Source organism: Mesorhizobium erdmanii USDA 3471, assembly GCF_000472705.1.
GTDB classification, from domain to species: domain Bacteria; phylum Pseudomonadota; class Alphaproteobacteria; order Rhizobiales; family Rhizobiaceae; genus Mesorhizobium; species Mesorhizobium erdmanii.
In genome coordinates this window covers 116291-139397 of sequence record NZ_AXAE01000005.1, presented here as the reverse complement: position 1 = coordinate 139397, position 23107 = coordinate 116291, and the positions used below count along the sequence as shown (strand labels likewise).

Here is a 23107-nt window from a genome sequence, read left to right as displayed (position 1 = left end):
GCAGACCTGTAAACTCACTCCACGATGACGGCCGTCTCCACCACCGCATGGAACAGCACGTCGGCGCCCGCCGATGCCCATTCCTTGGTGATCTCTTCCGCTTCGTTGTGGCTGAGGCCATCGACGCAGGGACACATCACCATGGCGGTCGGCGCGACGCGGTTGATCCAGCAGGCGTCATGGCCGGCGCCGGAGACGATGTTGCGGTGCGTGTAGCCAAGCCGGTCGGCGGCATCGCGGATCGCCTTCACGCAACCGGCATCGAAGGTCACCGGGTCGAAGGCGCCGACTTGCTCGACCTTGTACTGGATGTCGAGCGCCTCGCAGATCGTGTCGATGCCTTCGCGGATGCGGCCATCCATGGCATCCAGCACTTCCTTCTCCGGCGAACGGATGTCGATGGTGAAGACGGTGCGCCCGGCAATGATGTTGCGCGAATTGGGAAACACTTCCATATGGCCGACCGCGCCGACGGCGTCCGGCTGGTAGTCCATGGCGATCTCGTGCACGAGTTCGATCACGCGAGCCATGCCGAGGCCGGCATTGCGACGCTTGGGCATCGGCGTCGAGCCGGTATGCGCTTCCTTGCCGGTCAGCGTCACCTGCAGCCATTTCAGTCCCTGGCCATGGGTGACGACACCGATATCGATGTCTTCGTCCTCCAGGATCGGCCCCTGCTCGATATGCAGTTCGAAAAAGGCGTGGATCTTGCGATCGCCGACCTTCTCGGTGCCCTTCCAGCCGATACGTTCGAGTTCCTCGCCGAATTTCTTGCCCTGCTTGTCAGTATGTTCGTAGACATCGGCCTGCTCGAGCACGCCGGCGAACACACCCGACGCCATCATCGCCGGGGCGAAGCGCGAGCCCTCTTCATTCGTCCAGTTGGTAACGACGATCGGATGTTTCGTCTTGATGCCGAGATCGTTGAGCGAGCGCACCACTTCCAGCCCGCCGAGAACGCCGAGCACGCCGTCATATTTGCCGCCTGTCGGCTGCGTGTCGAGATGGCTGCCGACATAGACCGGCGGCAGGCTGGGATCGGTGCCTTCGCGGCGGGCAAACATGGTGCCCATTTCGTCAAGGCCCATTTCGAGCCCGGCGGCCTCGCACCAGCGCTTGAACAGATGCCGGCCCTCGCCATCCTCGTCGGTCACCGTCTGGCGGTTGTTACCGCCGGCAATGCCGGGGCCGATCTTCGCCATCTCCATCAGCGAATCCCACAAACGGTCTGAATTGATTCGCAGATTTTCGCCGGGTGCGGCCATTCTCTAAAACCTCATGGATTGCGGAGCGCCGACGTCCCCCTCCCCCTCGAGGGGAGGGTGGCCGCGAAGCGGTCGGGTGGGGTCGCCTGACATGAGCTCGACCTTCCCTTTGACCACCTGCGCAACATGCCACGCGCTGTTTATGACATCGGGCTCGTCAACACGAAAGATATCGAACCCGAGTGAACGCAGATATGCGTCACGGACAGCGTCGTGCCGTTTGCCTTTCTCATGCTCGTGCAGATCGCCATCCACCTCGACCACCAGCTTCACACCGAAGCAGGCAAAGTCGACGACGTACGGCCCGATCGGGCACTGGCGGCGAAATTTTATGCCGATCGATTTGAGATCGCGCAACTCATACCAGAGCAGGGATTCGCCCTTGGTCGCGTGAACTCGGAGAGCGCGCGCCTTCTCGCGCATTTCGTAGCTCACGCGGGTGCGGGGCATCAGGAGCGACCTCGCGGCAAAAGATCAGGTCGGCGCCCAGTCGCACCGACCCCACCCGACCGCTTCGCGGCCACCCTCCCCTCGAGGGGGAGGGATATCCGCGCCCAGATATTCAATCGATAGACCTCAAAACTTCACGCACATGGTCGATCAGTTCGTTGATCTGGCCCTTGGTGATGATCAGCGGCGGCGATAGCGCGATGATGTCGCCCGTGGTGCGGATCAGCGCGCCGCGCTCGAACGCCTTCAAGAACGCCGAGAACGCCCGCTTGGTCGGCTGGCCGGGAATAGGCGCGAGCTCGATCGCGCCGATCAGGCCGATATTCCTGATGTCGATGACATGCGGCTCGCCCTTGAGCGAATGCAGCGCGTCTTCCCAATAGGGCGCCAGTTCTTCGCCACGCGTCAGCAGGCCCTCTTCCTTGTAGGTGTCGAGCGTGCCGAGGGCCGCCGCGCAGGCAATCGGATTGCCCGAATAGGTATAGCCGTGGAAGAACTCGATCATGTGCTCGGGGCCGGTCATGAAGGCGTCGTGGATTTCCTTCTTCACGAACACCGCGCCCATCGGGATGACGCCGTTGGAGACGCCCTTGGCGGTGGTCATGATGTCGGGCGTGACCCCGAAATAATCGGCCGCGAATGGCGCGCCGAGACGGCCGAAACCTGTGATGACCTCGTCGAAGATCAACAGGATGCCGTGCTTGGTGCAGATTTCGCGCAGCTTCTCGAGATAACCCTTGGGCGGCAAGATGACGCCGGTGGAGCCGGCGACCGGCTCGACGATGACGGCGGCGATGGTCGAGGCATCATGCAGGGCAACGATGCGCTCCAGCTCGTTGGCGAGCTCCGCGCCATATTCCGGCACGCCCTTGGAGAAAGCGTTCTTCTCCGGCAAATGCGTGTGCGGCATATGGTCGACGCCGCCGAGCAGCGTGCCGAACATCTTGCGGTTGGTAACGATGCCGCCGACCGAGATGCCGCCGAAATTGACGCCGTGATAGCCGCGCTCGCGGCCGATCAGACGGGTGCGCGAGCCCTCGCCCTTCACCCGGTGATAGGCGATCGCCATTTTCAGCGCGGTCTCGACCGATTCCGAACCGGAATTGGTGAAGAAGACATGGTCCATGCCCTTGGGCGCGATGTCGACCAGGCGATTGGCCAGTTCGAACACGATCGGGTGCCCCATCTGGAAGGCCGGCGCATAGTCGAGCTCGGCGGCCTGGTGCTGGATCGCCTCGGTGATCTTGGGCCGGCAGTGGCCGGCATTGACGCACCACAGGCCGGCGGTGCCGTCCAGCACCTTGCGGCCGTCGCTGGTGGTGTAATGCATGTCCTTGGCGGACACGAACATGCGTGGCGCCTGTTTGAACTGCCGGTTTGCCGTGAACGGCATCCAGAATGCGCTGAGATCGTTCGGCGTGACTTTCAGCCGGTTGGACATGACCAAGACTTCCCCTTGTAATCTGTTTCGGTGCGTCCAACGCTTGGTCTTTGCGCTGTTTTCATGCTACGCAAATTTTTGACCGATTGGACAAACGTTAGCACCGCCCTGTCGGCGGTCAAGGGATTACTAGCGGAAATGCGGCTCCTGAAGTGCGTTCCACAGCCCGGAGAAAAACTGGTCCAGAGAATTGGTCCAGATGACCTTGAACGCCGGATCTGGCAATGGGAGGGCTGGCAACGGTGAACACCGGCACGGAAGCCCCTCGCCGCACGCGCATCCAGCAGGAAAAGCGCGAGCTGATCCTAGAGGCGGCGCTCGAAGTGTTCTCCACCAACGGCTTCCGCGGCTCGACCATCGACCAGATCGCCGAAGCCGCCGGCATGTCGAAGCCGAACCTGCTCTATTACTTCCGCCGCAAGGAAGACATTCACGAGACATTGATGCAGCGCCTGCTCGACACCTGGCTGGCGCCGCTCAGGGAACTCGACGACATCGGCGATCCGATGACCGAGCTCAGGAGCTACATCAGGCGCAAGCTGGAGATGGCGCGCGATTTCCCGCGCGAGAGCCGGCTGTTCGCCAACGAGATCCTGCAAGGCGCGCCGCGCATCATGCCGCTCTTGGCCGGCGAACTGAAGACGCTGGTCGACGAGAAGGCCGCGGTCATCAAGGGCTGGATGCGAGCCGGTAAGATCGCCCGCACCGACCCCTGGCATCTGATCTTCTCGATCTGGGCGACGACGCAGCATTATGCCGATTTCGACGTCCAGGTCCGCGCCGTGCTCGGACCAAACCGAGGCGGCGACGGCCGTTTCGAAGATGCGGCGCGGTTTCTGGAGCAGTTGTTTCTGGATGGGTTGAAGCCGAAGGGGTAGCGGCTCGTCAAGGCAGCTCGGGTTTGGCAGTTAGGACGATTGGCCGAGGGGCCCATCACTTCGTCATTCTAGGGCGAAGCAAGGAGCGAAGCGACGCGGCGCAGACCCTAGAATCCATGCCGGGACTCTGAAGCGTCACCACGGTTCAGAATTCTGCACCGCTGCACCCGTTATTCAAGGTCACGGAATGGATCCCAGAGTCTCCGCGACGCCGCTTCGCCCTAGGATGACGAAGCGGAGTGCTGCCGCGCCATCGTCACGCGCTGCGTCGCTCGCCCGGAAGCTCGTCCAGCAATGTCCGCAACTTGGCAACCGAGTTCTGCTCGGCGAGCGGCGTGTAGACGATCAGTTTCATGTCCGAGCCGTCGTCGATCGACAGGCTCATATGCTCGAACACCATCGCGCCGGCGATCGGGTGGCGCAAATGCTTCAGGCCGGACAGGCGGTGAACGACATCGCGCTGCGGCCACCATTCGTGGAATTCGGGGCTTGAGCGCATCATCAGCGCGATCAGCCGCTCGAAATCCGGATCGCCGACATATTTCGCGCTTTCGGCGCGGAAGGCGGCGAGAGTGGCGCGGGCCACCTGCTCCCAGTCGACCAGCAGATGCCGCCGGTGCGGATCGGTGAACACGCCGTGGATGATATTGCGGGCATCGCCATCGAGCAGGCCGTAATCGCCGAAAATGGCAACGGCCGCGTCGTTCCAGGCCAGCACATCCCAGCGCGGCCCGACGACATAGGCGGGCTGCAGGACCAGGCTCTGCAACATATGCAGCAAAGGCCCCTCGACCTTTGACGGCACGATGCGCCGCCGCTCCGGCTGCTGGCGGCCGGCGAGCGTGAAGAGATGCCGCTTCTCCGCCGGATCCAGCCGCAGTGCCTCGCTAAGCGCGGTCAACACCTCCACGGAAGGCCTGACATCCCTGCCCTGTTCCAGCCAAGTGTACCAGGTGGTGCCGACGCCGGCGATCATCGCCACCTCTTCGCGACGCAGGCCGGGCGTGCGGCGCCTGAGACCGGTCGTGATGCCGGTTGCCGCAGGCGTCAGCCTTTCGCGGCGCGACCGCAGGAAAGCGCCGAGTTCGCGTCGGCGGCTGTCTTCAGCGGAGTGAGTGGGAGGATCCATGATGGTTATTATAGCAGTATTGATAACAGGATAAAGTTTGAACTGTTTGAGATCAATCGGACGTCCCATCTTGCGTTCGGAGCAACAGACAGGAGGCTCCGGACATGGACCTGAAGACAAGACAATCCTCATCACCGGCTCGACCGACGGCGTCGGCCGTGTCGTGGCACTTAGGCTGGGTGCCGCTGGCGCCCGCATTCTGGTGCACGGTCGCGATGCCGCGCGCGGCAAGGCTGCCGTCGCCGAAATCGAAGCCGCCGGCGGCAAGGCCGAGTTCTTCGCCGCCGACCTCGCCTCGCTGGCCGAGGTGCGCCGCCTCGCCGATGCCGTGCGCGCCCGAACGGACCGGCTCGACATCCTCATCAACAATGCCGGCATCGGCACGGCTGGCGCCAAACGACAGATCAGCGCCGATGGCTATGAACTGCGCTTCGCCGTCAACTATCTCGCCGGCTTCCTGCTGACCTCGGAGCTACTCCCGCTGCTGAAGGCGAGCGTACGGGCGCGCATCGTCAATGTCGCCTCGGCCGGCCAGCAGGCGATCGACTTTAGCGATGTCATGCTGACCCATGGCTATAGCGGCGTGCGCGCCTACTGCCAGAGCAAGCTGGCGCAGATCCTGTTCACCGTCGATCTGGCCGAACAGTTGAAAGGCACCGGCGTCACCGTCAACGCGTTGCATCCGGCCAGCTACATGAACACCACCATGGTCAGGCAGATCGGCGTGACACCATGGAGTTCGGTCGAAACCGGCGCCGAAGCCATCGTCAACCTCGCCACCTCATCCGCCCTCGAAGGGCGCAGTGGCCTCTATTTCGATGGCCTGCACGAATCGCGCGCCGACGCCCAGGCTTACGACGCCGGGGCACGACAGCAATTGCGAAGCCTTTGCCTCGACCTTGTCGGGCTGGTTTCATCAAGATCGAAGGAACAACACTCATGAGCGACAAAACGGAACACACGGTCATCATCGGCGGCTCATCCGGCATCGGCCTCGCGACCGCGCGAAAACTGCTTGGTCCCGGCATGAAGGTGACGATCACCGGCCGCAACCAGGACAAGCTCGTCAGCGCCTGGAAGGGCCTTGGCGGCGCCGCCGACAAGGCAGCCTTCGATGCTTCGAAGCCGGATGAGGCGCGCCAGTTCTTCGAGCGTCTCGGTCCGTTCGACCACCTGGTTCTGGCGGCGAGCGGTGGCAAGGGCCTTGGCCCGTTCGAGACCCTCGACCTTGCCGACATCGGCAGCGGCGTGGAGGAGAAAGTACGGCCGCAACTGTCCTGCCTGCAACTGGCCATGCCGACGCTGAACAGATCGGGCTCCGTCACCTTCATATCGGCGGTGTCGGCGCAGGCCGCCATGCCCGGCATCGCTGGCATCGGCGCCATCAACGGCATGCTGCTGACGGTGGCTCCCATCCTGGCGGTCGAACTGAAGCCGCTGCGCGTCAATGTCGTGGCGCCCGGCGTCATCGACACGCCATGGTGGGACTTTTTACCCGAAGGGCAGCGTCAGGCGGTGTTTGCCGAATATGCGGGCAAAACCCCGGTCGGCCGCATCGGCCGCGCCGAGGACGTCGCATCGGCGATAGCCTTCCTCGTCTCCAACGGCTTCATGACCGGCCAGGTTTTGACCTGTGATGGCGGCCTGCGGTTCGCCGCCTGACTGCGACCTTCAGAGCGACTGCGCAGGCCGGCGAAGGCGAAAGCACCACCGAGCGGCAGGCGGCCGAGAAACAACAAGGTCGAAGGCAAATCGACAGGCACAAAACGCTCCCATAAAAAGGAGAGCGCCGCCTCCTCGGTGGCGCTCCCATCGCGATGGAAAATCAGGCCGCCTTGGCCGCCGGCATCGGATGAATGGCGTGGAACGGAATGCAGAGCCGGTTCCAGGTGTTGATCATGCCGAGCGCAACCGACAGCTTGACCAGCTCCTCTTCCGAGAAATGCTCCAGCGTGCGCGCATAGAGCTCATCCGACACGCCATTGTTGGCGATCAAGGTCACCGCCTCGGTCCAGGCCAGGGCGGCGCGCTCACGCTCCGAAAACAGCGGCGATTCCTTCCAGGCCGCGACCAGATAGAGCCGCTGCTCGGTCTCGCCGTCGCGCCTCGCCTCGCGGCTGTGCATCTCGACGCAATAGGAACAGCCATTGATCTGCGAGGCCCGGAGCTTGATCAAATGCAGCAGGCCGACCTCCAGCCCGCATTCGTCGACCGCCTTGTTGAGTGCCGACACCGCCTTCATGATTTCGGGGGCCTTGGCGAAAAATTGCATCCTCTGTTGCATCGCTTTTCCTTTCATGTCTGCTTTGGGTTTCGCGGGTTCGAACTGGATTTCTGCGGCCGTTGGTGGCGCGCAACGAAGGCGCAGCTCGCGGCAAAGGATCTGGGATCGCCCTCCTCCGCGTATTCCGCGACGATGTCGGACAATCTGGTTTCGGCCAGCGCTGCACGATAAGCGCGCTCGGCCCTGAGCATCGCTGCATTGATGCCGCAGGGTTTGACATAGGCCGAGGCATCGATCTTGACTGGACCGTTGCGGCGTATCTCGCCGCAGCGAAATGCCGGCTCGCGCCCTTCCACGGCGAGCACGATATCGAGCAGCGTTATGCGTTCGGCAGGCTTTGCCAGCCTGTAGCCACCCGCCGGCCCCGGCACCGATTCCAGGATGCGCGCTGCCGTCAGCATATTGAGATGCTTCAACAGATAGCTCGGCGACAGGCCGAAGGATTCCGCCAGCGCGGCGCCCGGCATGGTGCTGTTTCCGTCCACGCTTGCCAATGTGGCCGCGCAGTGGATGGCCGCCTCAACGCCCTCACCCAGCTTCATGGTGTCGCTCTCCTATTCACGGATATCTTTTATTGTGGATAGTTTTTATCCGCAATAGGGAAACGGAGAATTCAACGTGCTCGCGATGACTTCACAGGACTTGGGTTCCTCGCACCCCGCGAAGCGGGGAGAGGAACCCAAATTCTCCGAAGGCAACCCTACTCCGCCGCCACCTTGGCCATCGGGTTGTTGGGGTGCGTTGTCCAGTTGGCGTAGACCGGCGACACCGGCTTGCCGGTGCGTTCATCCATCGCGCCGGCGGCCAGCGGCTCCATGGTGATGCAATTGTCGACGGGGCAGACGTTGACGCACAAATTGCAGCCGACGCACTCGGCCTCGATCACCTCGAAATGCCTGACGCCGTTGACCATGTTGGTTATCGCCTGATGCGAGGTGTCCTCGCAGGCGATGTGGCAGCGGCCGCATTTGATGCAGGCGTCCTGGTCGATATGCGCCTTGGCGACATAGTTGAGGTTGAGATACTGCCAGTCGGTGACGTTGGGCGTGGCGCGGCCGATGACGTCGTCGAGCGTGCGGTGGCCCTTCTCGTCCATCCAGTTTTCGAGGCCGGCGATCATCTCCTGCACGATCTTGAAGCCGTAGGTCATCGCCGCCGTGCACACCTGCACATTGCCGGCGCCGAGCGCCAGGAATTCGGCCGCGTCGCGCCAGGTGGTGATGCCGCCAATGCCCGAGATCGGCAGGCCGCGTGTTTCCGGATCGCGCGCGATCTCGGCCACCATGTTCATGGCGATCGGCTTCACCGCCGGACCGCAATAGCCGCCATGCGAGCCCTTGCCGTCAATGGTCGGCATCGGCGCGAAACTGTCGAGATCGACACCGGTGATCGAATTGATGGTGTTGATCAGCGACACCGCATCCGTACCACCTGCGTGTGCGGCCCGGGCGGGCTTGCGGATGTCGGTGATGTTGGGCGTCAGCTTGGTGATGACCGGCATGCGCGTATACTGCTTGCACCAGCGTACCACCATTTCGATATATTCCGGCACCTGGCCGACGGCCGCGCCCATGCCGCGTTCCGACATGCCGTGGGGGCAGCCGAAATTGAGCTCGATGCCGTCGGCGCCGGTCTCCTCGACCAGCGGCAGGATGGCTTTCCAGCTCGCCTCTTCGCAGGGAACCATGATCGAAGCGATCAGCGCGCGGTCGGGCCAGTCCATCTTGACCTGCTTCATCTCGCGCAGATTGGTCTGCAGGTCGCGATCGGTGATCAGCTCGATATTGTTGAGGCCGAGCAGCCGGCGGTCGGTGCCCCAGATCGCGCCGTAGCGCGGGCCGTTGACGTTGACGACCGGCGGGCCTTCCTCGCCCAGCGTCTTCCATACCACACCGCCCCACCCTGCCTTGAAGGCTCGGATGACGTTGTAGGCCTTGTCGGTCGGCGGCGCCGAGGCCAGCCAGAACGGATTTGGCGATTTGATGCCGACGAAATTGTTGCGGATATCTGCCATGACAGGTCCCTTTCAGCCGAGACGAAGAAGCAGTTCGACGGGTGCAAGAATGCCGCCTTCAAGCGCGGCGGTAACGTTGGCGATCTTGGTGCCGGCATCCTCGCCCATGACGAGGCCGACGCCGGGCGGCGGCTTTCCGCCGTCGGCCTGCGCGGCAGCCATCCGCGCTCGCATCGTGGCGAAGAACTCGACGGCAAAGGCGCCACGCGCCCGCTCCGATGTCACCGAAAAGCCCGCCGCGGTGGCGGCCGATCGATAGTCGTCGGGCGTAGCGACGAAGGACATGGTTTCGTCAGAGGCCCATGGCAGTGGATAGGTCAGCGCGCCGGCCTTCAGCCGCATCACATCGTAGACGGCAAAGACTCCGCCCGGCCGCAACACACGCGCGGCCTCGCTCATCAGCTTCGCCTTGTCGGGAAGGTTCATGCCGACATGCAGGATCATTGCCGCATCGAAACTGCCATTGCCGAACGGCATGTCCAGCGCGCTGCCTTGCACGAAGTGGGTCCTGTCCGCCATTCCAGTACGCTTCGACAGGCTGGTCGCGACATCGACATAGCTTTGCGTCAGGTCGATGCCGGTGACATCGGCCTCGGCACTGTTGGCGACAAACCGGGCCGGACCGCCAATGCCCGATCCGATGTCAAGCAGCCTGGCTGTCGGCTTCAAACCCATCTGGTCAAGCAGTTCCCTGGTGGCGGCGACGCCGCCAATGTGGAATTCGTCGACTGCTTCGAGATCGCTGACGCGCAGATGGGCAACGTCCACGCCAGTATCGGCGAGTGCGGCAAGTATCCGCTCTTCAAGCCCCGATATGTCGTAGTGACGGGCAATGCCCGGTTCCACCGTGCTCATGACCCTTATCCCTGCGTCAGACTCCTGTGGATGCTCTCGGCCGCGTCGCGCCCCTGCGCCACTGCCGACACGGTCAGGTCGTCGCCGCCAAAGATGCAGTCGCCGCCGGCCCAGACCTTGGCCAGCGAGGTGCGCCCTTCCCCGTCGACCTTGATGCGGCCGGCATCAAGCTCGATCGACGCGCCGCTGCCGTTGAGGGCGGCCGGAACAAAACTCTGGCCGATCGCCTTGAACACCTGGTCGGCGGTGAGCGTCAGCGTCTCGCCCGTGCCGGCAAGCTTGTCGCCGTTGAGTGCCGTGTATTCGAGTTCGATGGCGCTGACCTTGCCGCCTTCGGCAATTACCCGCTTCGGCTGCAGCCAGTGGCGGATGGTGACGCCGTTAGCGGCGGCAAGATCCTGCTCGAACTCCGAGGCGTTCATGTGCTCCTGGCCACGCCGGTAGCAGATCGTCACCTCCTCGGCGCCGAGCAGCTTCGACTGCACGGCGGCGTCGATCGCCGTCATGCCGCCGCCGATGACGACGACGCGCCGGCCGACCGGCAGGCCGGAAAGATCGCTGGCCTGGCGCAGCTCGGCGATGAACTCCACCGCGTTGGTGACGCCCTCGGCATCTTCGCCATCGGCGCGCAGCGCGTTGACGCCGCCAAGCCCCATGCCGAGGAACACGGCGTCATAATTGCGCATCAGGTCGGAGAGCTGGTAATCGCGACCGAGCGCCTTGCCGTTCTGGATGTCGATGCCGCCGATCGCGGTGACATAGTCGACCTCCGCCTGGGCGAAATTATCGACGCTCTTATAGGCGGCGATGCCATATTCGTTGAGGCCGCCCGCCTTGGGCCGCGCCTCCAGTATGGTCACGTCATGGCCATGGCGCGCGAGCCGGTGGGCGGCGGCAAGGCCGGCCGGACCGGCGCCGACCACGGCGACCGTCTTGCCCGTCGGCGCAGCGCGCGGATAGAACTGCTTGTTGTCGGCCATGGCGACATCGGTGGCGTAGCGCTGCAGGCGGCCGATCTGCACCGGCTTGCCTTCCGCCACCTCGCGCACGCAGACCTCTTCGCAGAGCGTCTCTGTCGGACAGACGCGGGCGCACATGCCGCCAAGGATATTCTGGTCGAAGATGGTCTTGGCCGAACCGATCGGATTGCCGGTCGAAATCTGCCGGATGAACAGCGGGATATCGATCGAGGTCGGGCAGGCATTCATGCACGGCGCGTCGTAGCAGAAATAGCAGCGGTCGGATTCGACCAGCGCCTCGTGATGATCGAGCGGCGGATGCAGGTCGGAAAAATTGTCCGCGTACTGGTCGGCCGCAAGCCGGCCGCCGACGATACCTTCCTTGAACTGGCCTTCTGGCATTGTCAGTTCCCCATGTTTTCGTTTTGGGGAAGGCTAGCACGTTTTATTTTTTTATCAATTGGTCAATTTTCGGCGCAAGTTCCTGAAAAGGCTAGATAAAAATATGATTTTTTTACTCATGTTATGCGACGGTCGACCGCTCCTGCCGGGACGGGAAGTTCTCGTCGACCGGCCGGCCATGAAGGGCGCGAACTTCATCCGCCACCAGTTGCTGCAGCCGCCACAGATTGCGGTCGCGGATGCCGAACGCTTCGAGATGGCTGACCGTGTTGTAGAGATATTCGGCGCCGGAGCCGATATGGCCGCAGGCCCTGGCCAACACGCGTGCCACCTTGTCCAGCGGCTGGCCTGGTGACGTTCCCCGCCCCTTCACCCCGACCCAGAAACCGAGCGCCCGCAGTGCGCCTTGCGCGGTGTGCACAGGCAGCCATCTGACCGAGCTGATGCTCTCATGGTCGCTGATCTCGCGCCGCAGCAGCCTTTCGACCTGGGCCGGCTTTTCGCCCTCCGGCAAGCGGTAGATCACCCCGTTGCAGCGTCCGCCCCGTTCGAGCGCCATCATCAATCCCGGCTGCGCGGCAGTGCCGCGCCAGCGAACCATGTCGAGGCAGAAGGAGCGGTGCCAGCCGAAGGCGGTGGCGAGCCGTTGCTCGACCGAATCGAATTCCGGCTTCCAGATCAGCGAGCCATACGCGAACACCCAGAGCGGTCCTTCGTCGGCTTCACCGGCGAGCCGCAAGGCCAGCGCCTTGAAATCCTCATCGTTCAGCTCCGTCCAGCTTGGGTCCGGGCCGGGATCGACCTCTTCCCTATGGCACAGTGCGACAAGCTCCGGCGTGAGCGACATAAGGCGCATGAAACGACCCCCTTGCCGTAAAGAAATCGAAAACAGCGGAGCACGCAACCGGCTAACGCATGTCATGGACAGACATTATTGTTCGGACGCTTGTCGGATTTCCGCCGCCCGGATCGTCCTGGGGTGGATCGGACAACGATCGATGCTTGAACGGTGAGGAGACCTACCATGCCGAAATCCCCGATGCCCTTTTTCTGGTACGAACTGATGACGTCAGACCTCGACGCCGCCGAGGCCTTCTACACCAAGGTCGTCGGCTGGACGGCGCAGCCCTTCGACAAGGCGCCCGGTATGCCGCGCTACATCGTCATGAATGTCGGCGAGCGTGGCGTCGGCGGCCTGATGACGATGCCCGACGATGTCAAGAAGATGGGCGCACCGCCGGCGTGGCTCGGCTATATCCATACCAAGGACGTGGATGCCGCGACCAAATCGTTGAAAGCGGCCGGCGGTGGCGTCCACTGCGAACCCAGCGACATTCCGGGCGTCGGCCGATTTGCCGTCGTCGCCGATCCGCAAGGCGCGACCTTCATGTTCCTGCAGCCGAACGGCCCCGACCAGCCCGTCGTGCCGGCCAGCACGCCTGGCCATATCGGCTGGCATGAGCTCTACACCACCGATTGGAAGGCCGCGTTCGACTTCTATTCCGGCCAGTTCGGCTGGGCCAATGCCGGCGATTTCGACATGGGCCCGATGGGCATCTACCAGACCTTCACCGCAGGCGCCGAATCCGGCGGCGGCATCATGAACAAGCCCGCGCAGATTCCAGTGCCGGTCTGGCAGTTCTATTTCAACGTCACCGGCATCGACGCGGCCGCGAAACGCGTCACCGACAATGGCGGCAAGATCCTGATGGGACCGATGGAGGTCCCCGGCGGCAGCTGGATTGTGCAATGCCAGGATCCTCAAGGCGCGCATTTCGCCTTGATGGCGCCGGTGCGCTGACGGCAACAACCCCCCCGCCCGGAAACCACGGCCTTTCATCGCATCCTCGATGAAAGGCCGCATGCCTGCGCCTGCCGGTCTTATTCCGGCGTCAGCACCGCGACCTTCAACTCAGCCTTTCTCGCGCCGCTGAACTGCACGGTGGCCGGGCCGGCCGCAAGCTTGAAGCGCACGCTCTTGCGGATGCCGGGGCAGGTCTTCACACCGCTATAACCGGCCGATTTCACGGCCTTGCCATCCTGGATGACATCAATCCAGGCCTCGCCCGACAGGCTGATCTGGATGGCGCCTTCGCTCGGCACCTCAACGCTGGCGACGGCACCGAACGTGCCCTCCGCCGGTGCGCGCTCGGGCGGCATCGCAAAACCGGCTTTCTCGGCCGGCACCAGGGCCAGATCAGCGGCGGCCCCCACCGCCAGTGTCGCTCCAGCCGGCGTTGCGGGCGCCGCGACAAACAGCGCCTGTTCCCGCGTCACCGGCCATTTGAAGGCCTCGCAACCGGCGTCCTCGGCCACGGCCAAGCCGGTGCCTGCAAGCAATGCAAAGAGGCTGACAATGACTTTTTTCATGACAACAAGACTTTCATGGCAAGGGAACCCAAAGGTTTAGAGCGTCCATATTTGTACAACCATGGCGATATTAATGCAACCCTGACAAGAATAATATGAGAGGGCATACAGGGGAACATTTCCAATCACCGATTGTTGATGGTCAGCCACGGGAAGTGAATGGTCCATCGCCGGGCGATAATCTATCGCCGAGCCGAGGGGGTGAAAATTGGAGTTTTAGATGAAGCTTTTTGAAGGCCTTGTCAGATACCAGCCGCAGGCGCTCGGCGTGCTGCGCATCATGACCGCGCTGCAGTTCATCGAGCATGGCAGCCAGAAACTGTTCAACTTCCCCGTCAGCACCCAGCCTCACGCCCTCACCGGGCTGACGACGGCAGCCGGCATCCTCGAATTCGCCGGCGGCATCCTCTTGGCGCTTGGCCTGTTCACGCGGCCCGTCGCGTTCCTTCTGGCCGGCGAAATGGCCATCGCCTATTTCATGGGGCACATGCCGCGTGACTTCTTCCCGGTCAACAACAGCGGCGACGCGGCGATCTCGTTCTGCTTCATTTTCCTCTATCTGGTGTTCGCCGGCGCCGGCGCGTTTGCGCTCGACAGCCGCGACAAGGCTTGATGCAGGATGCGGGGGTGAGAGTTCACCCCCGCATCCGTTCGAAATTCGCGTCGAACAGCGGCGTCGACTGGATGCGCGCCGCGTGGCGCTTGCCCAGCAACTCGATTTCGAAGCCGTCACTCTCGTCGGCGATTTCCTTCGGCACATAGCCGACGGCGACCGATTTTTTCGAGTGATGGGCGTAACCGCCTGATGTCACCCAGCCACGCACCGCCCCGCCGAACCAGATCGGCTCGTCGCCGATGACATCGGCATCGTCGGCGTCGACAATGAAGGTCCGCAGCCGCAACTTGCCGCCTTGCTTGCGCTCGGCCAGTGCCGCCGACTTGCCGATGAAGTCCGCCTCCTTGCCATAGGCGACGAAACGGTCGAGCCCGGCTTCGAGCGGCCCGTAGATCGGCCGGTATTCGCGTCCCCATGAGCCGTAGTTCTTCTCCAGCCGCAGCGCATTGAGCGCGCGCGAGCCGAACAGGCCGATGCCGAATTCCTCGCCCGCCGTCATCAGCGAGTTGAATGCCGCACGCTGGTATTCCGGCGCCACCCAGATCTCGTAACCGAGATCGCCGGTGTAGCTGACGCGGCCGACAAGGCACGGCGCCATGCCGATATCCATCTTCGCCACCGCCATGAACGGGAAGGCGGCGTTGGAAACGTCGGCGCGGCTGACCTTGGCCAGCACCTCCCGCGCCTTCGGCCCGGCAACGGCAAGGCCTGTGAGCTTCGCCCCCAGCGCCTCGATATGGACCGAGCCGTCCTTGGGCAGATGCGCCTCGAACCAGCGCATGTGATACTGCTCGGCAATGCCGGAGCCGGCGATAAACCATTCATGGTCATCGATGTTGGCAAGCGTGAAATCGCCGATCAGCTTGCCGTCGTCCTTCAGCATCGGCGTCAAGGTCATACGGCCGCGTTTGGGCAGCTTGCAGGCAAGCATGCGGTCGAGCCATCCGGCCGCACCCTCGCCCGTCACCTTGTATTTGGCGAAGCTCGAAATCTCCGCCAAGCCGACACGCTCGCGAACCGTCGCGACCTCTTTTGCGACATGGGAAAAATCGCTGGAACGCCGCCAGGAGAACTCGTCCTTGATGCCTTCCGGCGCATACCACAGCGGTACTTCCAGCCCATAGGCGACGCCCCACTGCGCGCCCCTGGCCGACAGAAGGTCGTAGACCGGGGTGGTCTTCAGCGGCCGCCCGGCGGGCAATTCCTCATTGGGGAAGCGGATCGAGAAGCGCCTGGAATAGTTCTCGCGCACCTTGGCGTTGGTGTAGGCCATCGTTGCCCAGTCGCCATAGCGCGCCACGTCCATCGCCCAGATATCGGCGCCCGGATCGCCTTCGATCATCCAGTTGGACAGCGCCAGCCCGACGCCGCCGCCCTGGCTGAAACCGGCCATGACGCCGCAAGCGACCCAGAAACCCGGCAGGCCGCGCACCGGCCCGACCAGCGGGTTGCCGTCCGGCGCGAAGGTGAAGGGTCCGTTGATGATCTGCTTGATGCCGGTCTTCTCGAAGGCCGGGAAATGGCGGAAGCCGACTTCCAGCGACGGCGCGATGCGGTCGATATCGGGCTCCAGCAGTTCATGGCCGAAATTCCACGGCGTCTGGAACTCGGACCAGACCCGGTTGGCCTTTTCGTAGGTGCCCATCAGCATGCCGCCGCGCTCCTGGCGCAGATAGAGTTCGCCGTCGAAATCGACCGCATGGATGATCTCGGTGCCGGTCTTGGCATTCCAGGCCGCGACCTCCGGCATGTCCTCGGTGATCAGGTACATGTGCTCCATGGCCAGCACAGGCAGTTCCAACCCCACCATGCGGCCGACCTCGCGCGCCCACAGGCCGCCGGCATTGACGACATGCTCGGCCACCACCTCGCCCTTGTTGGTGATAACGCGCCACATGCCGTCGGGCCGACGCACTATGTCCTCGACCTTGGTGAAGCGCTCCACCTCGGCCCCAAGCTTGCGCGCGGCCTTGGCATAGGCATGGGTGACCCCGGACGGATCGAGATGACCGTCCTCCTTGTTGCGCACCGCGCCGACGAATTGGCTGGGATCGATCAGCGGCATCAGTTCGGCCGCCTCCTTGGCCGAGATCACCTCCAGGTCGATGCCGAGATAGCGTCCCTTGGCGACGACGCCGCGCAACCAGTCCAGCCGCGCCTCGGTCGCGGCGAGCAGCACGCCGCCGGTCAGGTGCACGCCTGTCGCCTGGCCCGACAGTTCCTCGATCTCCTTGTAGAGGCTGATCGTGTATTTCTGCAGCTTGGCGACGTTGGGGTCGCCATTGATCGTGTGCATGCCGCCGGCCGCGTGCCAGGTCGAGCCTGAGGTCAGTTCGTCGCGCTCCAGAAGCACCACGTCGGTCCAGCCATGGCGGGCGAGATGGAACAGCACGGAACACCCGACGACACCGCCGCCAATGACCACGACCTTTGCATGCGATTTCATCAGTTTTTCTCGTCAGTTCAGTGAGTTAGGGAGATGAAGTGAATCGAAAAAGCAGCGCCAGGCACGCCTCTCTGGGCGCCTCGCGTCACGGCTCGCCCTGCCCGATGGCTTCCTTGCGCCTGGCGACATAGGCCTCCAGCGCCTCGCGCACGGCGATGTCCATCGCCGGTTCGACATAATCTTCCAGCGCCTTCTTCCACAGCCGTGTCGCGCGCGCGGTCGTATCAAGGCCGCCGGCCTCCTGCCACGCCTCGAAATTCTGCCAGTTGGACAGCATCGGCTGGTAGAATGCGGTGGCGTAACGTTCCAGCGTATGCGGCTCACCAAAGAAATGGCCGCCGGTCGGCACCGCGCCCAGCGCCTCGACGGCAAGCTCGGCCTCGTCGACCACGATCGGCCGCAGGAACTCCATCATGTGCTGGATCATCTCGACATCGATGATGAGCTTCTCGAACGACGCTGTCAGCCCGCCTTCTTGCCAGCCGGCGGCATGATAGACCAGATTGCCGTGGCCGAGCACCGCGCCCCACAGCGCCATCAGCGTCTCATAGGCGCCTTGCGCGTCCGCCACGTTGGAGGCCGAGCCCGGCGTCGTCCGGTAAGGCAGGCGATAGCGCCGCGCCAATTGCCCCGAGGCGATGTTGGCCTTGGTGTTTTCAGGTGTGCCAAAGGCCGGCGCGCCCGACTTCATGTCGACATTGGAGGTGAAGGCGCCATACATCACCGGTGCGCCCGGCCGCACCAGTTGCGTCAGCACGACGCCGAACAGCGCCTCGGCATTCTGCTGCGCCAGCGCGCCGGCCAGCGTCACCGGGCTCATCGCTCCCATCAGCGTGAACGGCGTCACCGCCACCGATTGGCCGAACTCGGCCATGGTCATCAGACCCTCGGCCATCATCTCGTCGAAGCGGCGCGGCGAGTTGACCGAGATGATGGTGGCGATGCCCGGATCGTCGCGCAGCTGGTCCAGCGTCAGCCCGCGCGCGATCGCCATCATCTCGACGCCGTCCAGCGCCCTGCCCCGTCCGATCGCCGAGACATGGAAACTCTTGTCGGTCAGCGTCAGATTGGTGAAATAGGTGTCGAGATGACGGGAATTGGCCGGCAACTCGACCGGCGCGCAGACCTGGTTGCCGAGCATGTGGACGCAGTTGAAATGCTGCGCCAGCCGGGTGAGATCGGCATAGTCGCGCAAATTGCCGGCACGGCGGCCGCGCTCCATGTCGTGCACATTGGGCGGCCCGGCAACAAGCGTGAAGTTGATGGTGTTGCCGCCGAGATGGATCGTGTTGGCCGGGTTGCGTGGCGTCAGCGTATAGCTGGACCGCGTCGTCTTCAGTGCCTCGTCGACCATGCCGCGATCGATGCGGACATTGGCCGAGGCATGATCGACCACAGCACCCGCCCTCTCGAACAGCGACAGCGCCCGCGGGCTCATCACCTCGATGCCGAAATTCTCCAATATATGCATCGACGCTTGGTGGATCGCCTCGATCTGGTCGGGCGATAGCAACGCCATCGGCGGATAGGGATTGGTCACGCGCCTGGTCGGCAGCTGCGGGATGGGCGCTGGCCCCCTGTTGCTGGTGCGCTCGGCGCCGCGCTTGCGTCTTGGTTCGTTCATGGCGGGCATCAAAGCCTCGGCAAACCGGGCAAGCTGTCAGAAATACGCCGTCGCCAGGCGTGATTTTAGCCAAGGCGGCATTTCTCGAATATCAATTTATAAAAACCGACAAACTGCGTCGGATTATCAATACGGCTTTTCCCCGAACATTCGAGCCGATGCAGCATTAACGAACACAGCAAGATTCCTTTTATGATTTCGGCCTATTGCTCATCCGATGCGTAGGTCGAGTTTTAGTAAAATTGTAGCGGTTGGCGTGCTGCTGGCTCTTTCGGCCTGCGCGACCGCGCCCAGCCATATCAACAATGTCTGTGCCATCTTCGGCCAGAATGACGGCTGGTTCGACAACTGGCAGTCGGCGGCCGAGCGCACGCAACAGAAATACGGCATCCCCGTGCCAGTGCTGATGGCGACGGTACGCAAGGAATCCGGCTTCAAGAGCAATGCCCGGCCGCCGCGCACCAAACTGCTCGGCTTCATTCCGTGGAAGCACGTCTCGTCGGCCACCGGCTTCTCGCAGGCGCTCGACGGCACCTGGTCGCAATATCAACGCGAAACCGGCAACTGGGCGGCGCGGCGCACGAAATTCGCCGACGCCATCGATTTCGTCGGCTGGTACCATTCCAAGACCGCGGACACATACGGCGTCGCCCGCAACGACACCTACAATCTCTATCTCGCCTACTATCTCGGCTGGACCGCCTATGGCCGCGGCAACCGTGGCGACGCCGGCGTACAAGGCTACGCCCGGGCTACCGACAAGATGGCCCGCGATTATGATGCGCAGCTAAGGCAGTGCGGGGGCTAAGTCCCTGCCTGGCTCAATGCCGCCTAGTTGTATCCTTCGGCTTTGAAACGCCGGTTTCCGAACTCTCATCGCGGACTTCGTGACGACGGGCGCGCATGCCGGCCTGGCTCTCCTCGACGTCCTCGCCGAGCTGGTCAGCCTTCAAATTTCCCTTTTTGCCGCGCGGCCGATTGGGCGGCGTTCCGACAAGTCCAGGCCCGGTCCCATGCGGTGCATCAGCCGGCACGCCTTCATGCGCGGCATGGTCCTTGTCGAACTTGATCACCGGCTCCATCTTCGCCAGCACGTCGTCGGCCAGCCAGCACAGGCTCATATGGCCGTCGCCGAGGTTCTTGACCGGCGGCACCTTGGTCTCGCACAGATTGTCCGGAACCAGCTTCTTGTAGCCGCAGCGTGTCTGGAACGGGCAGCCGGATGGCGGGTTCATAGCCGAGGGGATATCGCCCTCCAGCACGATGTGTTTCTTGATCACGCTGGTGTCGGCGATCGGGATCGCCGACAAAAGCGCCTCGGTGTAGGGGTGATAGGGCGGCGCGAAGATCTGGTCGGTCGTGCCCTGCTCGACGATATAGCCGAGATACATGACGACGACGCGGTCGGCGATGTAGCGGACAACAGACAGATCGTGGCTGATGAACAGCATCGTCGTCTTGTTCTTGCGCTGGATGTCCATCAACAATTCGGTCACCGCCGCCTGCACCGACACGTCGAGTGCCGAGACCGGCTCGTCGGCCACCACCACCTTGGCGTCGCCGGCAAAGGCGCGCGCCACACCGATGCGCTGCTTCTGGCCACCGGAGAGCTGGCGCGGCTTGCGCGTTTCGAAGGCGCGCGGCAGCTTCACCAGGTCGAGCAGCTCCAGCATGCGCTTGCGTCGGTCGGCGACCGTCTTGCCGACATTGAATTTCTCGAGCGTGCGGATGATCTGCGCCCCGACCGAATGGCTGGGGTTCAGTGTGTCGAAGGGGTTCTGGAACACCATCTGGATCGACGACACCGTGTCGACGCTGCGGCTTTCGATGCCCGTCGACTGGATTTCCTTGTTGCCCAGCGAAACTTTGCCGGAGCTTGCAGTCTCCAGCCCGAGCAGCACCTTGGCCAGCGTCGACTTCCCGCAGCCGGATTCGCCGACGATGGCCACGGTCTCGGATTCGCGCGCCATGAAGGAGATGGTCTCATTGGCCTTGACGACACGGCCTTCGCTCGAACCGAATACCTCGCTGCCGCCGACTTTGTAGTATTTCCGCAGGTCCTCGATCTTGAGCACCGGCGCGCCGGGCACGACCTTCTCGTTGACCTTCTTGGCCCCGGGCGGCAGCGCCTCCCAGTCGATCTCGTTGAAACGCACGCAGCGCGAGAAGTGACCTTCGTGGCCGGCGACCTCGACCATCGGGATTTCGGCGGCGTTGCAGACGCCCTCGACGAAATGGTGGCAGCGCGGGCCGAAATTGCAGCCCTTCGGCCGCTCATGTGGCAGCGGCAACTGGCCCGGAATGGCAATCAGCGGCCGCGAATTCTTGTCGGCGCCCGGAAGCGGGATCGAACGGAACAGCCCTTGCGTGTAGGGATGGCGCATCCGGTCGAAGACGTCCTTGATCTTGCCGGTCTCGACCGCCTCGCCCGAATACATCACCGTGATCTTGTCGCAGGTCTCGAGGATGAGGCCGAGATTGTGCGATACGAAGATCATCGAGGTGCCGAACTTCTCGCCGAGCCCCTTGACCAGTTCGACGATGCCGGCTTCCACCGTCACGTCGAGCGCCGTTGTCGGCTCGTCGAGCAGAAGCAGTGCCGGCTTCGACAGCAGCGCCATGGCGATGACGATGCGCTGCTGCTGGCCGCCGGAGAGCTGGTGCGGATAGGAGCGCATCATGCGCTCTGGATCGGGCAGCTTGACCGAGCGCACCATTTCCAGCGCCCTCGAACGGGCCTCTTCCTTCGACACCTTGTCGTGGATCAGCGGTACTTCCATCAATTGCTGGCCGATCTTCATCGCCGGATTCAGGCTCGCCATCGGCTCCTGGTAGATCATGGCGATCTTGTTGCCGCGGATGCTGCGCAGCTCCTCTTCGGAGAGCTCGCCCATGTCCTTGCCCTGGAACTTGATCTTGCCGCCGACGATCTTCCCGATGTTGGAGAGGTCGCGCATGATGCCGAGCGACACGGTCGACTTGCCGCAGCCGGATTCGCCGACGATGCCCATCGCTTCGCCGGGCATGACCGTGCAGGAAAAATCCATGACGGCAGGGATTTCGCCTTTGCGGGTGAAGAAGGAGATCGACAGGTTTTCGATCTCGATGATCGGCCCGTTGGTCGGCTTGGCCGGATTTCGAACTGCCTCGTTCATGGGTCGCTCCAATCCTAGTTCTTAGCCAAGTGGGGTCTGGGACCCCACCGTCAATCCTTCATCGATTGCTCGCGCAGGGAATCGGCGAGCAGGTTCAAGCCCAGCACGAAACTCATCAGCGCGATCGTCGGCGGCAGCGCCGGATGGATGAAGGAACGCAGCAAGCGGCTTGCGTCCTTGATCGCCGTGCCCCAGTCGGGACTTTCCGGTGCCAGGCCGAGGCCGAAATAACCCAGCGTCCCGAGCAGGATGGTGGTGTAGCCGATGCGCAGGCAGGCATCGACGATCAGCGGTCCGCGCGCATTGGGCAGGATCTCCCATAGCATGATGTACCAGGGCGATTCACCGCGCGTCTGGGCCGCCGCCACATAGTCGCGCGTCTTGATGTCCATCACCAGGCCGCGCACGATGCGGAACACGCCGGGGCTGGAGGCGAACACCACCGCCACGAAGATGTTGAGCTGGTTGGGATCGATGTGGACGATGTGCAGCGGGTCCCTGTCGAAGACAAGGCCGAGATAGATCCAGCCGCCTATGAGCAACGTCAGGCCGAGCAGGATGTAGATGCGGTCCGGCCGGTTCTTGAAGCGCGTCCAGAACAGAACGCAGAAGAAGATGATCGGAAACAGGAAGAAGACGCCGGCCAGCGCATAGGGGATCGGCGTGTCCATGATCCCCGGCGTCACCAGCAGGTAGAACAGCAGGATCACCGGGAAAGCCAGCACCAGATTGGCCAGGAACGACAGGATGGAATCGATCTTGCCGCCGTAATAGCCGGCCGGCAGGCCGAGCGTGATGCCGACCATGAGAGCGAAACCGGTCGCCGCCGGCGCGATGATCAGCACGATCTGACTGCCATAGACCATGCGCGAAAACACGTCGCGCGCCAGCTTGTCGCCGCCGAACAGGTAGACCAGCCCCGATTGCGGCTCGATGGCGCCGGGCAGCGTGTCCTTCATGATCGGAATCTGGCCGAGCGGATCGAAAGGCGAGATGGTCGAGGCGAAGATCGCCGTGAACAGCCAGAACAGGCAGATGAACACGCCCGCTATGCCGACGCCGCTGTCGAACAGCTGGCCGTAGAGCGCCAGCTTCTTCTTGTAGAGGAAGCTCGCCCCCATGACGATGGCGAGCGCGACCCAGACCGGCCAGAAGCGCCAGAGCACTTCGAGGATGATGGTGGAGGCGCCGATATATTGAGCTTGCATGCGCCTTCTCC

At 63.2% G+C, this 23107-nt stretch carries 22 protein-coding genes; 7 read left to right on the top strand and 15 right to left on the bottom strand.

Features of this window, described 5'->3' with window-relative positions; translation table 11 throughout:
- Positions 1 to 14: 14 nt before the first annotated feature.
- From A3AU_RS0100640 to aptA, 3 genes are all read right to left on the bottom strand, one after another.
- Entirely contained in the window at positions 15 to 1265 is a 1251-nt protein-coding gene (locus tag A3AU_RS0100640; RefSeq protein WP_027051048.1) for a Zn-dependent hydrolase, read from the bottom strand.
- A gap of 3 nt (positions 1266 to 1268) precedes the next feature.
- The gene (locus A3AU_RS0100635) at positions 1269 to 1715 is read right to left on the bottom strand and encodes an endonuclease domain-containing protein (protein WP_027051047.1); all 447 of its coding nucleotides are present in this window, start codon (positions 1713 to 1715) and stop codon (positions 1269 to 1271) included.
- Between the two features lie 112 nt (positions 1716 to 1827).
- Positions 1828 to 3156 carry an omega-aminotransferase AptA gene (gene aptA / locus A3AU_RS0100630; RefSeq protein ID WP_027051046.1) on the bottom strand — a complete coding sequence of 443 codons (1329 nt, stop codon included), beginning with the start codon at positions 3154 to 3156 and terminating at the stop codon, positions 1828 to 1830.
- A gap of 224 nt (positions 3157 to 3380) precedes the next feature.
- On the opposite strand from aptA, the gene A3AU_RS0100620 reads away from it, so the two are divergent.
- Positions 3381 to 4034 carry a TetR family transcriptional regulator C-terminal domain-containing protein gene (locus A3AU_RS0100620; RefSeq protein ID WP_051355251.1) on the top strand — a complete coding sequence of 218 codons (654 nt, stop codon included), beginning with the start codon at positions 3381 to 3383 and terminating at the stop codon, positions 4032 to 4034.
- A 256-nt stretch (positions 4035 to 4290) separates the two neighbouring features.
- Here A3AU_RS0100620 and A3AU_RS0100615 read toward each other — a convergent pair whose 3' ends face one another.
- Complete coding sequence (locus tag A3AU_RS0100615) at positions 4291 to 5163, bottom strand: helix-turn-helix transcriptional regulator (protein WP_027051044.1); 873 nt, start codon at positions 5161 to 5163, stop codon at positions 4291 to 4293.
- 70 nt (positions 5164 to 5233) lie between these two features.
- Here A3AU_RS0100615 and A3AU_RS0100610 point away from each other — a divergent pair, with 70 nt between their 5' ends.
- Together A3AU_RS0100610 and A3AU_RS0100605 are read left to right on the top strand one after the other, a co-directional pair.
- Entirely contained in the window at positions 5234 to 6106 is an 873-nt protein-coding gene (locus A3AU_RS0100610; RefSeq protein ID WP_051355250.1) for an SDR family oxidoreductase, read from the top strand.
- Entirely contained in the window at positions 6103 to 6825 is a 723-nt protein-coding gene (locus A3AU_RS0100605) for an SDR family oxidoreductase (protein WP_027051042.1), read from the top strand. The genes A3AU_RS0100610 and A3AU_RS0100605 overlap by 4 nt, the downstream gene beginning before the upstream one ends.
- A 163-nt stretch (positions 6826 to 6988) precedes the next feature.
- Here A3AU_RS0100605 and A3AU_RS0100600 read toward each other — a convergent pair whose 3' ends face one another.
- The 6 genes from A3AU_RS0100600 to A3AU_RS0100575 form a co-directional block, all read right to left on the bottom strand.
- On the bottom strand, positions 6989 to 7447 hold the full coding sequence (locus A3AU_RS0100600) for a carboxymuconolactone decarboxylase family protein (protein WP_027051041.1): 459 nt from the start codon (positions 7445 to 7447) through the stop codon (positions 6989 to 6991).
- An 11-nt stretch (positions 7448 to 7458) separates the two neighbouring features.
- Entirely contained in the window at positions 7459 to 7989 is a 531-nt protein-coding gene (locus tag A3AU_RS0100595) for an RrF2 family transcriptional regulator (RefSeq protein ID WP_027051040.1), read from the bottom strand.
- Between the two features lie 158 nt (positions 7990 to 8147).
- A complete protein-coding gene (gene preA / locus A3AU_RS0100590) occupies positions 8148 to 9461 on the bottom strand; it encodes an NAD-dependent dihydropyrimidine dehydrogenase subunit PreA (protein WP_027051039.1) in 1314 nt (437 codons plus the stop codon).
- 12 nt (positions 9462 to 9473) lie between these two features.
- Positions 9474 to 10316, bottom strand: a complete 843-nt coding sequence (locus A3AU_RS0100585) for a class I SAM-dependent methyltransferase (RefSeq protein ID WP_027051038.1) — start codon at positions 10314 to 10316, stop codon at positions 9474 to 9476.
- A gap of 5 nt (positions 10317 to 10321) precedes the next feature.
- The gene (locus A3AU_RS0100580; RefSeq protein ID WP_027051037.1) at positions 10322 to 11677 is read right to left on the bottom strand and encodes an NAD(P)-dependent oxidoreductase; all 1356 of its coding nucleotides are present in this window, start codon (positions 11675 to 11677) and stop codon (positions 10322 to 10324) included.
- Between the two features lie 121 nt (positions 11678 to 11798).
- Positions 11799 to 12533 carry a gamma-glutamylcyclotransferase gene (locus A3AU_RS0100575; protein WP_027051036.1) on the bottom strand — a complete coding sequence of 245 codons (735 nt, stop codon included), beginning with the start codon at positions 12531 to 12533 and terminating at the stop codon, positions 11799 to 11801.
- A 168-nt stretch (positions 12534 to 12701) separates the two neighbouring features.
- Between A3AU_RS0100575 and A3AU_RS0100570 the strand changes: the two genes are divergently transcribed.
- On the top strand, positions 12702 to 13478 hold the full coding sequence (locus tag A3AU_RS0100570; protein WP_027051035.1) for a VOC family protein: 777 nt from the start codon (positions 12702 to 12704) through the stop codon (positions 13476 to 13478).
- A gap of 80 nt (positions 13479 to 13558) precedes the next feature.
- Here the strand turns inward: A3AU_RS0100570 and A3AU_RS0100565 are convergent, their stop codons facing one another.
- The gene (locus A3AU_RS0100565; protein ID WP_027051034.1) at positions 13559 to 14047 is read right to left on the bottom strand and encodes a hypothetical protein; all 489 of its coding nucleotides are present in this window, start codon (positions 14045 to 14047) and stop codon (positions 13559 to 13561) included.
- Between the two features lie 220 nt (positions 14048 to 14267).
- On the opposite strand from A3AU_RS0100565, the gene A3AU_RS0100560 reads away from it, so the two are divergent.
- Positions 14268 to 14660 (top strand): DoxX family protein, encoded by a 393-nt coding sequence (locus A3AU_RS0100560; RefSeq protein WP_027051033.1) that lies wholly within the window; start codon positions 14268 to 14270, stop codon positions 14658 to 14660.
- Positions 14661 to 14682: 22 nt separating this feature from the next.
- On the opposite strand, the gene A3AU_RS0100555 is transcribed toward A3AU_RS0100560, so the two are convergent.
- Together A3AU_RS0100555 and A3AU_RS0100550 are read right to left on the bottom strand one after the other, a co-directional pair.
- Positions 14683 to 17109 (bottom strand): GcvT family protein, encoded by a 2427-nt coding sequence (locus A3AU_RS0100555; RefSeq protein ID WP_027051032.1) that lies wholly within the window; start codon positions 17107 to 17109, stop codon positions 14683 to 14685.
- 85 nt (positions 17110 to 17194) lie between these two features.
- Positions 17195 to 18733, bottom strand: coding sequence for a trimethylamine methyltransferase family protein (locus A3AU_RS0100550; RefSeq protein WP_027051031.1), 1539 nt, complete (start codon positions 18731 to 18733; stop codon positions 17195 to 17197).
- Between A3AU_RS0100550 and A3AU_RS1000000139465 the strand changes: the two genes are divergently transcribed.
- Both A3AU_RS1000000139465 and A3AU_RS0100545 read left to right on the top strand, forming a co-directional pair.
- The gene (locus A3AU_RS1000000139465) at positions 18732 to 18929 is read left to right on the top strand and encodes a hypothetical protein (RefSeq protein WP_161633485.1); all 198 of its coding nucleotides are present in this window, start codon (positions 18732 to 18734) and stop codon (positions 18927 to 18929) included. The genes A3AU_RS0100550 and A3AU_RS1000000139465 overlap by 2 nt on opposite strands.
- 21 nt (positions 18930 to 18950) lie before the next feature.
- On the top strand, positions 18951 to 19541 hold the full coding sequence (locus A3AU_RS0100545; RefSeq protein ID WP_027051030.1) for a transglycosylase SLT domain-containing protein: 591 nt from the start codon (positions 18951 to 18953) through the stop codon (positions 19539 to 19541).
- Positions 19542 to 19554: 13 nt separating this feature from the next.
- Here A3AU_RS0100545 and A3AU_RS0100540 read toward each other — a convergent pair whose 3' ends face one another.
- Positions 19555 to 21888 (bottom strand): dipeptide ABC transporter ATP-binding protein, encoded by a 2334-nt coding sequence (locus A3AU_RS0100540; protein ID WP_027051029.1) that lies wholly within the window; start codon positions 21886 to 21888, stop codon positions 19555 to 19557.
- 50 nt (positions 21889 to 21938) lie between these two features.
- Complete coding sequence (locus tag A3AU_RS0100535; RefSeq protein ID WP_027051028.1) at positions 21939 to 23096, bottom strand: ABC transporter permease; 1158 nt, start codon at positions 23094 to 23096, stop codon at positions 21939 to 21941.
- Positions 23097 to 23107 lie beyond the last annotated feature (11 nt).

Excerpts from the sequence above, each read along its gene's own strand:
- A3AU_RS0100640 (WP_027051048.1), bottom strand. The coding sequence starts at position 1,265 with ATGGCCGCACCCGGCGAAAATCTGCGAATCAATTCAGACCGTTTGTGG.
- A3AU_RS0100635 (WP_027051047.1), bottom strand. The coding sequence starts at position 1,715 with ATGCCCCGCACCCGCGTGAGCTACGAAATGCGCGAGAAGGCGCGCGCT.
- aptA (WP_027051046.1), bottom strand. The coding sequence starts at position 3,156 with ATGTCCAACCGGCTGAAAGTCACGCCGAACGATCTCAGCGCATTCTGG.
- A3AU_RS0100620 (WP_051355251.1), top strand. The coding sequence starts at position 3,381 with ATGGGAGGGCTGGCAACGGTGAACACCGGCACGGAAGCCCCTCGCCGC.
- A3AU_RS0100615 (WP_027051044.1), bottom strand. The coding sequence starts at position 5,163 with ATGGATCCTCCCACTCACTCCGCTGAAGACAGCCGCCGACGCGAACTC.
- A3AU_RS0100605 (WP_027051042.1), top strand. The coding sequence starts at position 6,103 with ATGAGCGACAAAACGGAACACACGGTCATCATCGGCGGCTCATCCGGC.
- A3AU_RS0100600 (WP_027051041.1), bottom strand. The coding sequence starts at position 7,447 with ATGCAACAGAGGATGCAATTTTTCGCCAAGGCCCCCGAAATCATGAAG.
- A3AU_RS0100595 (WP_027051040.1), bottom strand. The coding sequence starts at position 7,989 with ATGAAGCTGGGTGAGGGCGTTGAGGCGGCCATCCACTGCGCGGCCACA.
- preA (WP_027051039.1), bottom strand. The coding sequence starts at position 9,461 with ATGGCAGATATCCGCAACAATTTCGTCGGCATCAAATCGCCAAATCCG.
- A3AU_RS0100585 (WP_027051038.1), bottom strand. The coding sequence starts at position 10,316 with ATGAGCACGGTGGAACCGGGCATTGCCCGTCACTACGACATATCGGGG.
- A3AU_RS0100580 (WP_027051037.1), bottom strand. The coding sequence starts at position 11,677 with ATGCCAGAAGGCCAGTTCAAGGAAGGTATCGTCGGCGGCCGGCTTGCG.
- A3AU_RS0100575 (WP_027051036.1), bottom strand. The coding sequence starts at position 12,533 with ATGCGCCTTATGTCGCTCACGCCGGAGCTTGTCGCACTGTGCCATAGG.
- A3AU_RS0100570 (WP_027051035.1), top strand. The coding sequence starts at position 12,702 with ATGCCGAAATCCCCGATGCCCTTTTTCTGGTACGAACTGATGACGTCA.
- A3AU_RS0100565 (WP_027051034.1), bottom strand. The coding sequence starts at position 14,047 with ATGAAAAAAGTCATTGTCAGCCTCTTTGCATTGCTTGCAGGCACCGGC.
- A3AU_RS0100560 (WP_027051033.1), top strand. The coding sequence starts at position 14,268 with ATGAAGCTTTTTGAAGGCCTTGTCAGATACCAGCCGCAGGCGCTCGGC.
- A3AU_RS0100555 (WP_027051032.1), bottom strand. The coding sequence starts at position 17,109 with ATGAAATCGCATGCAAAGGTCGTGGTCATTGGCGGCGGTGTCGTCGGG.
- A3AU_RS1000000139465 (WP_161633485.1), top strand. The coding sequence starts at position 18,732 with ATGGCGGGCATCAAAGCCTCGGCAAACCGGGCAAGCTGTCAGAAATAC.
- A3AU_RS0100550 (WP_027051031.1), bottom strand. The coding sequence starts at position 18,733 with ATGAACGAACCAAGACGCAAGCGCGGCGCCGAGCGCACCAGCAACAGG.
- A3AU_RS0100545 (WP_027051030.1), top strand. The coding sequence starts at position 18,951 with ATGCGTAGGTCGAGTTTTAGTAAAATTGTAGCGGTTGGCGTGCTGCTG.
- A3AU_RS0100540 (WP_027051029.1), bottom strand. The coding sequence starts at position 21,888 with ATGAACGAGGCAGTTCGAAATCCGGCCAAGCCGACCAACGGGCCGATC.
- A3AU_RS0100535 (WP_027051028.1), bottom strand. The coding sequence starts at position 23,096 with ATGCAAGCTCAATATATCGGCGCCTCCACCATCATCCTCGAAGTGCTC.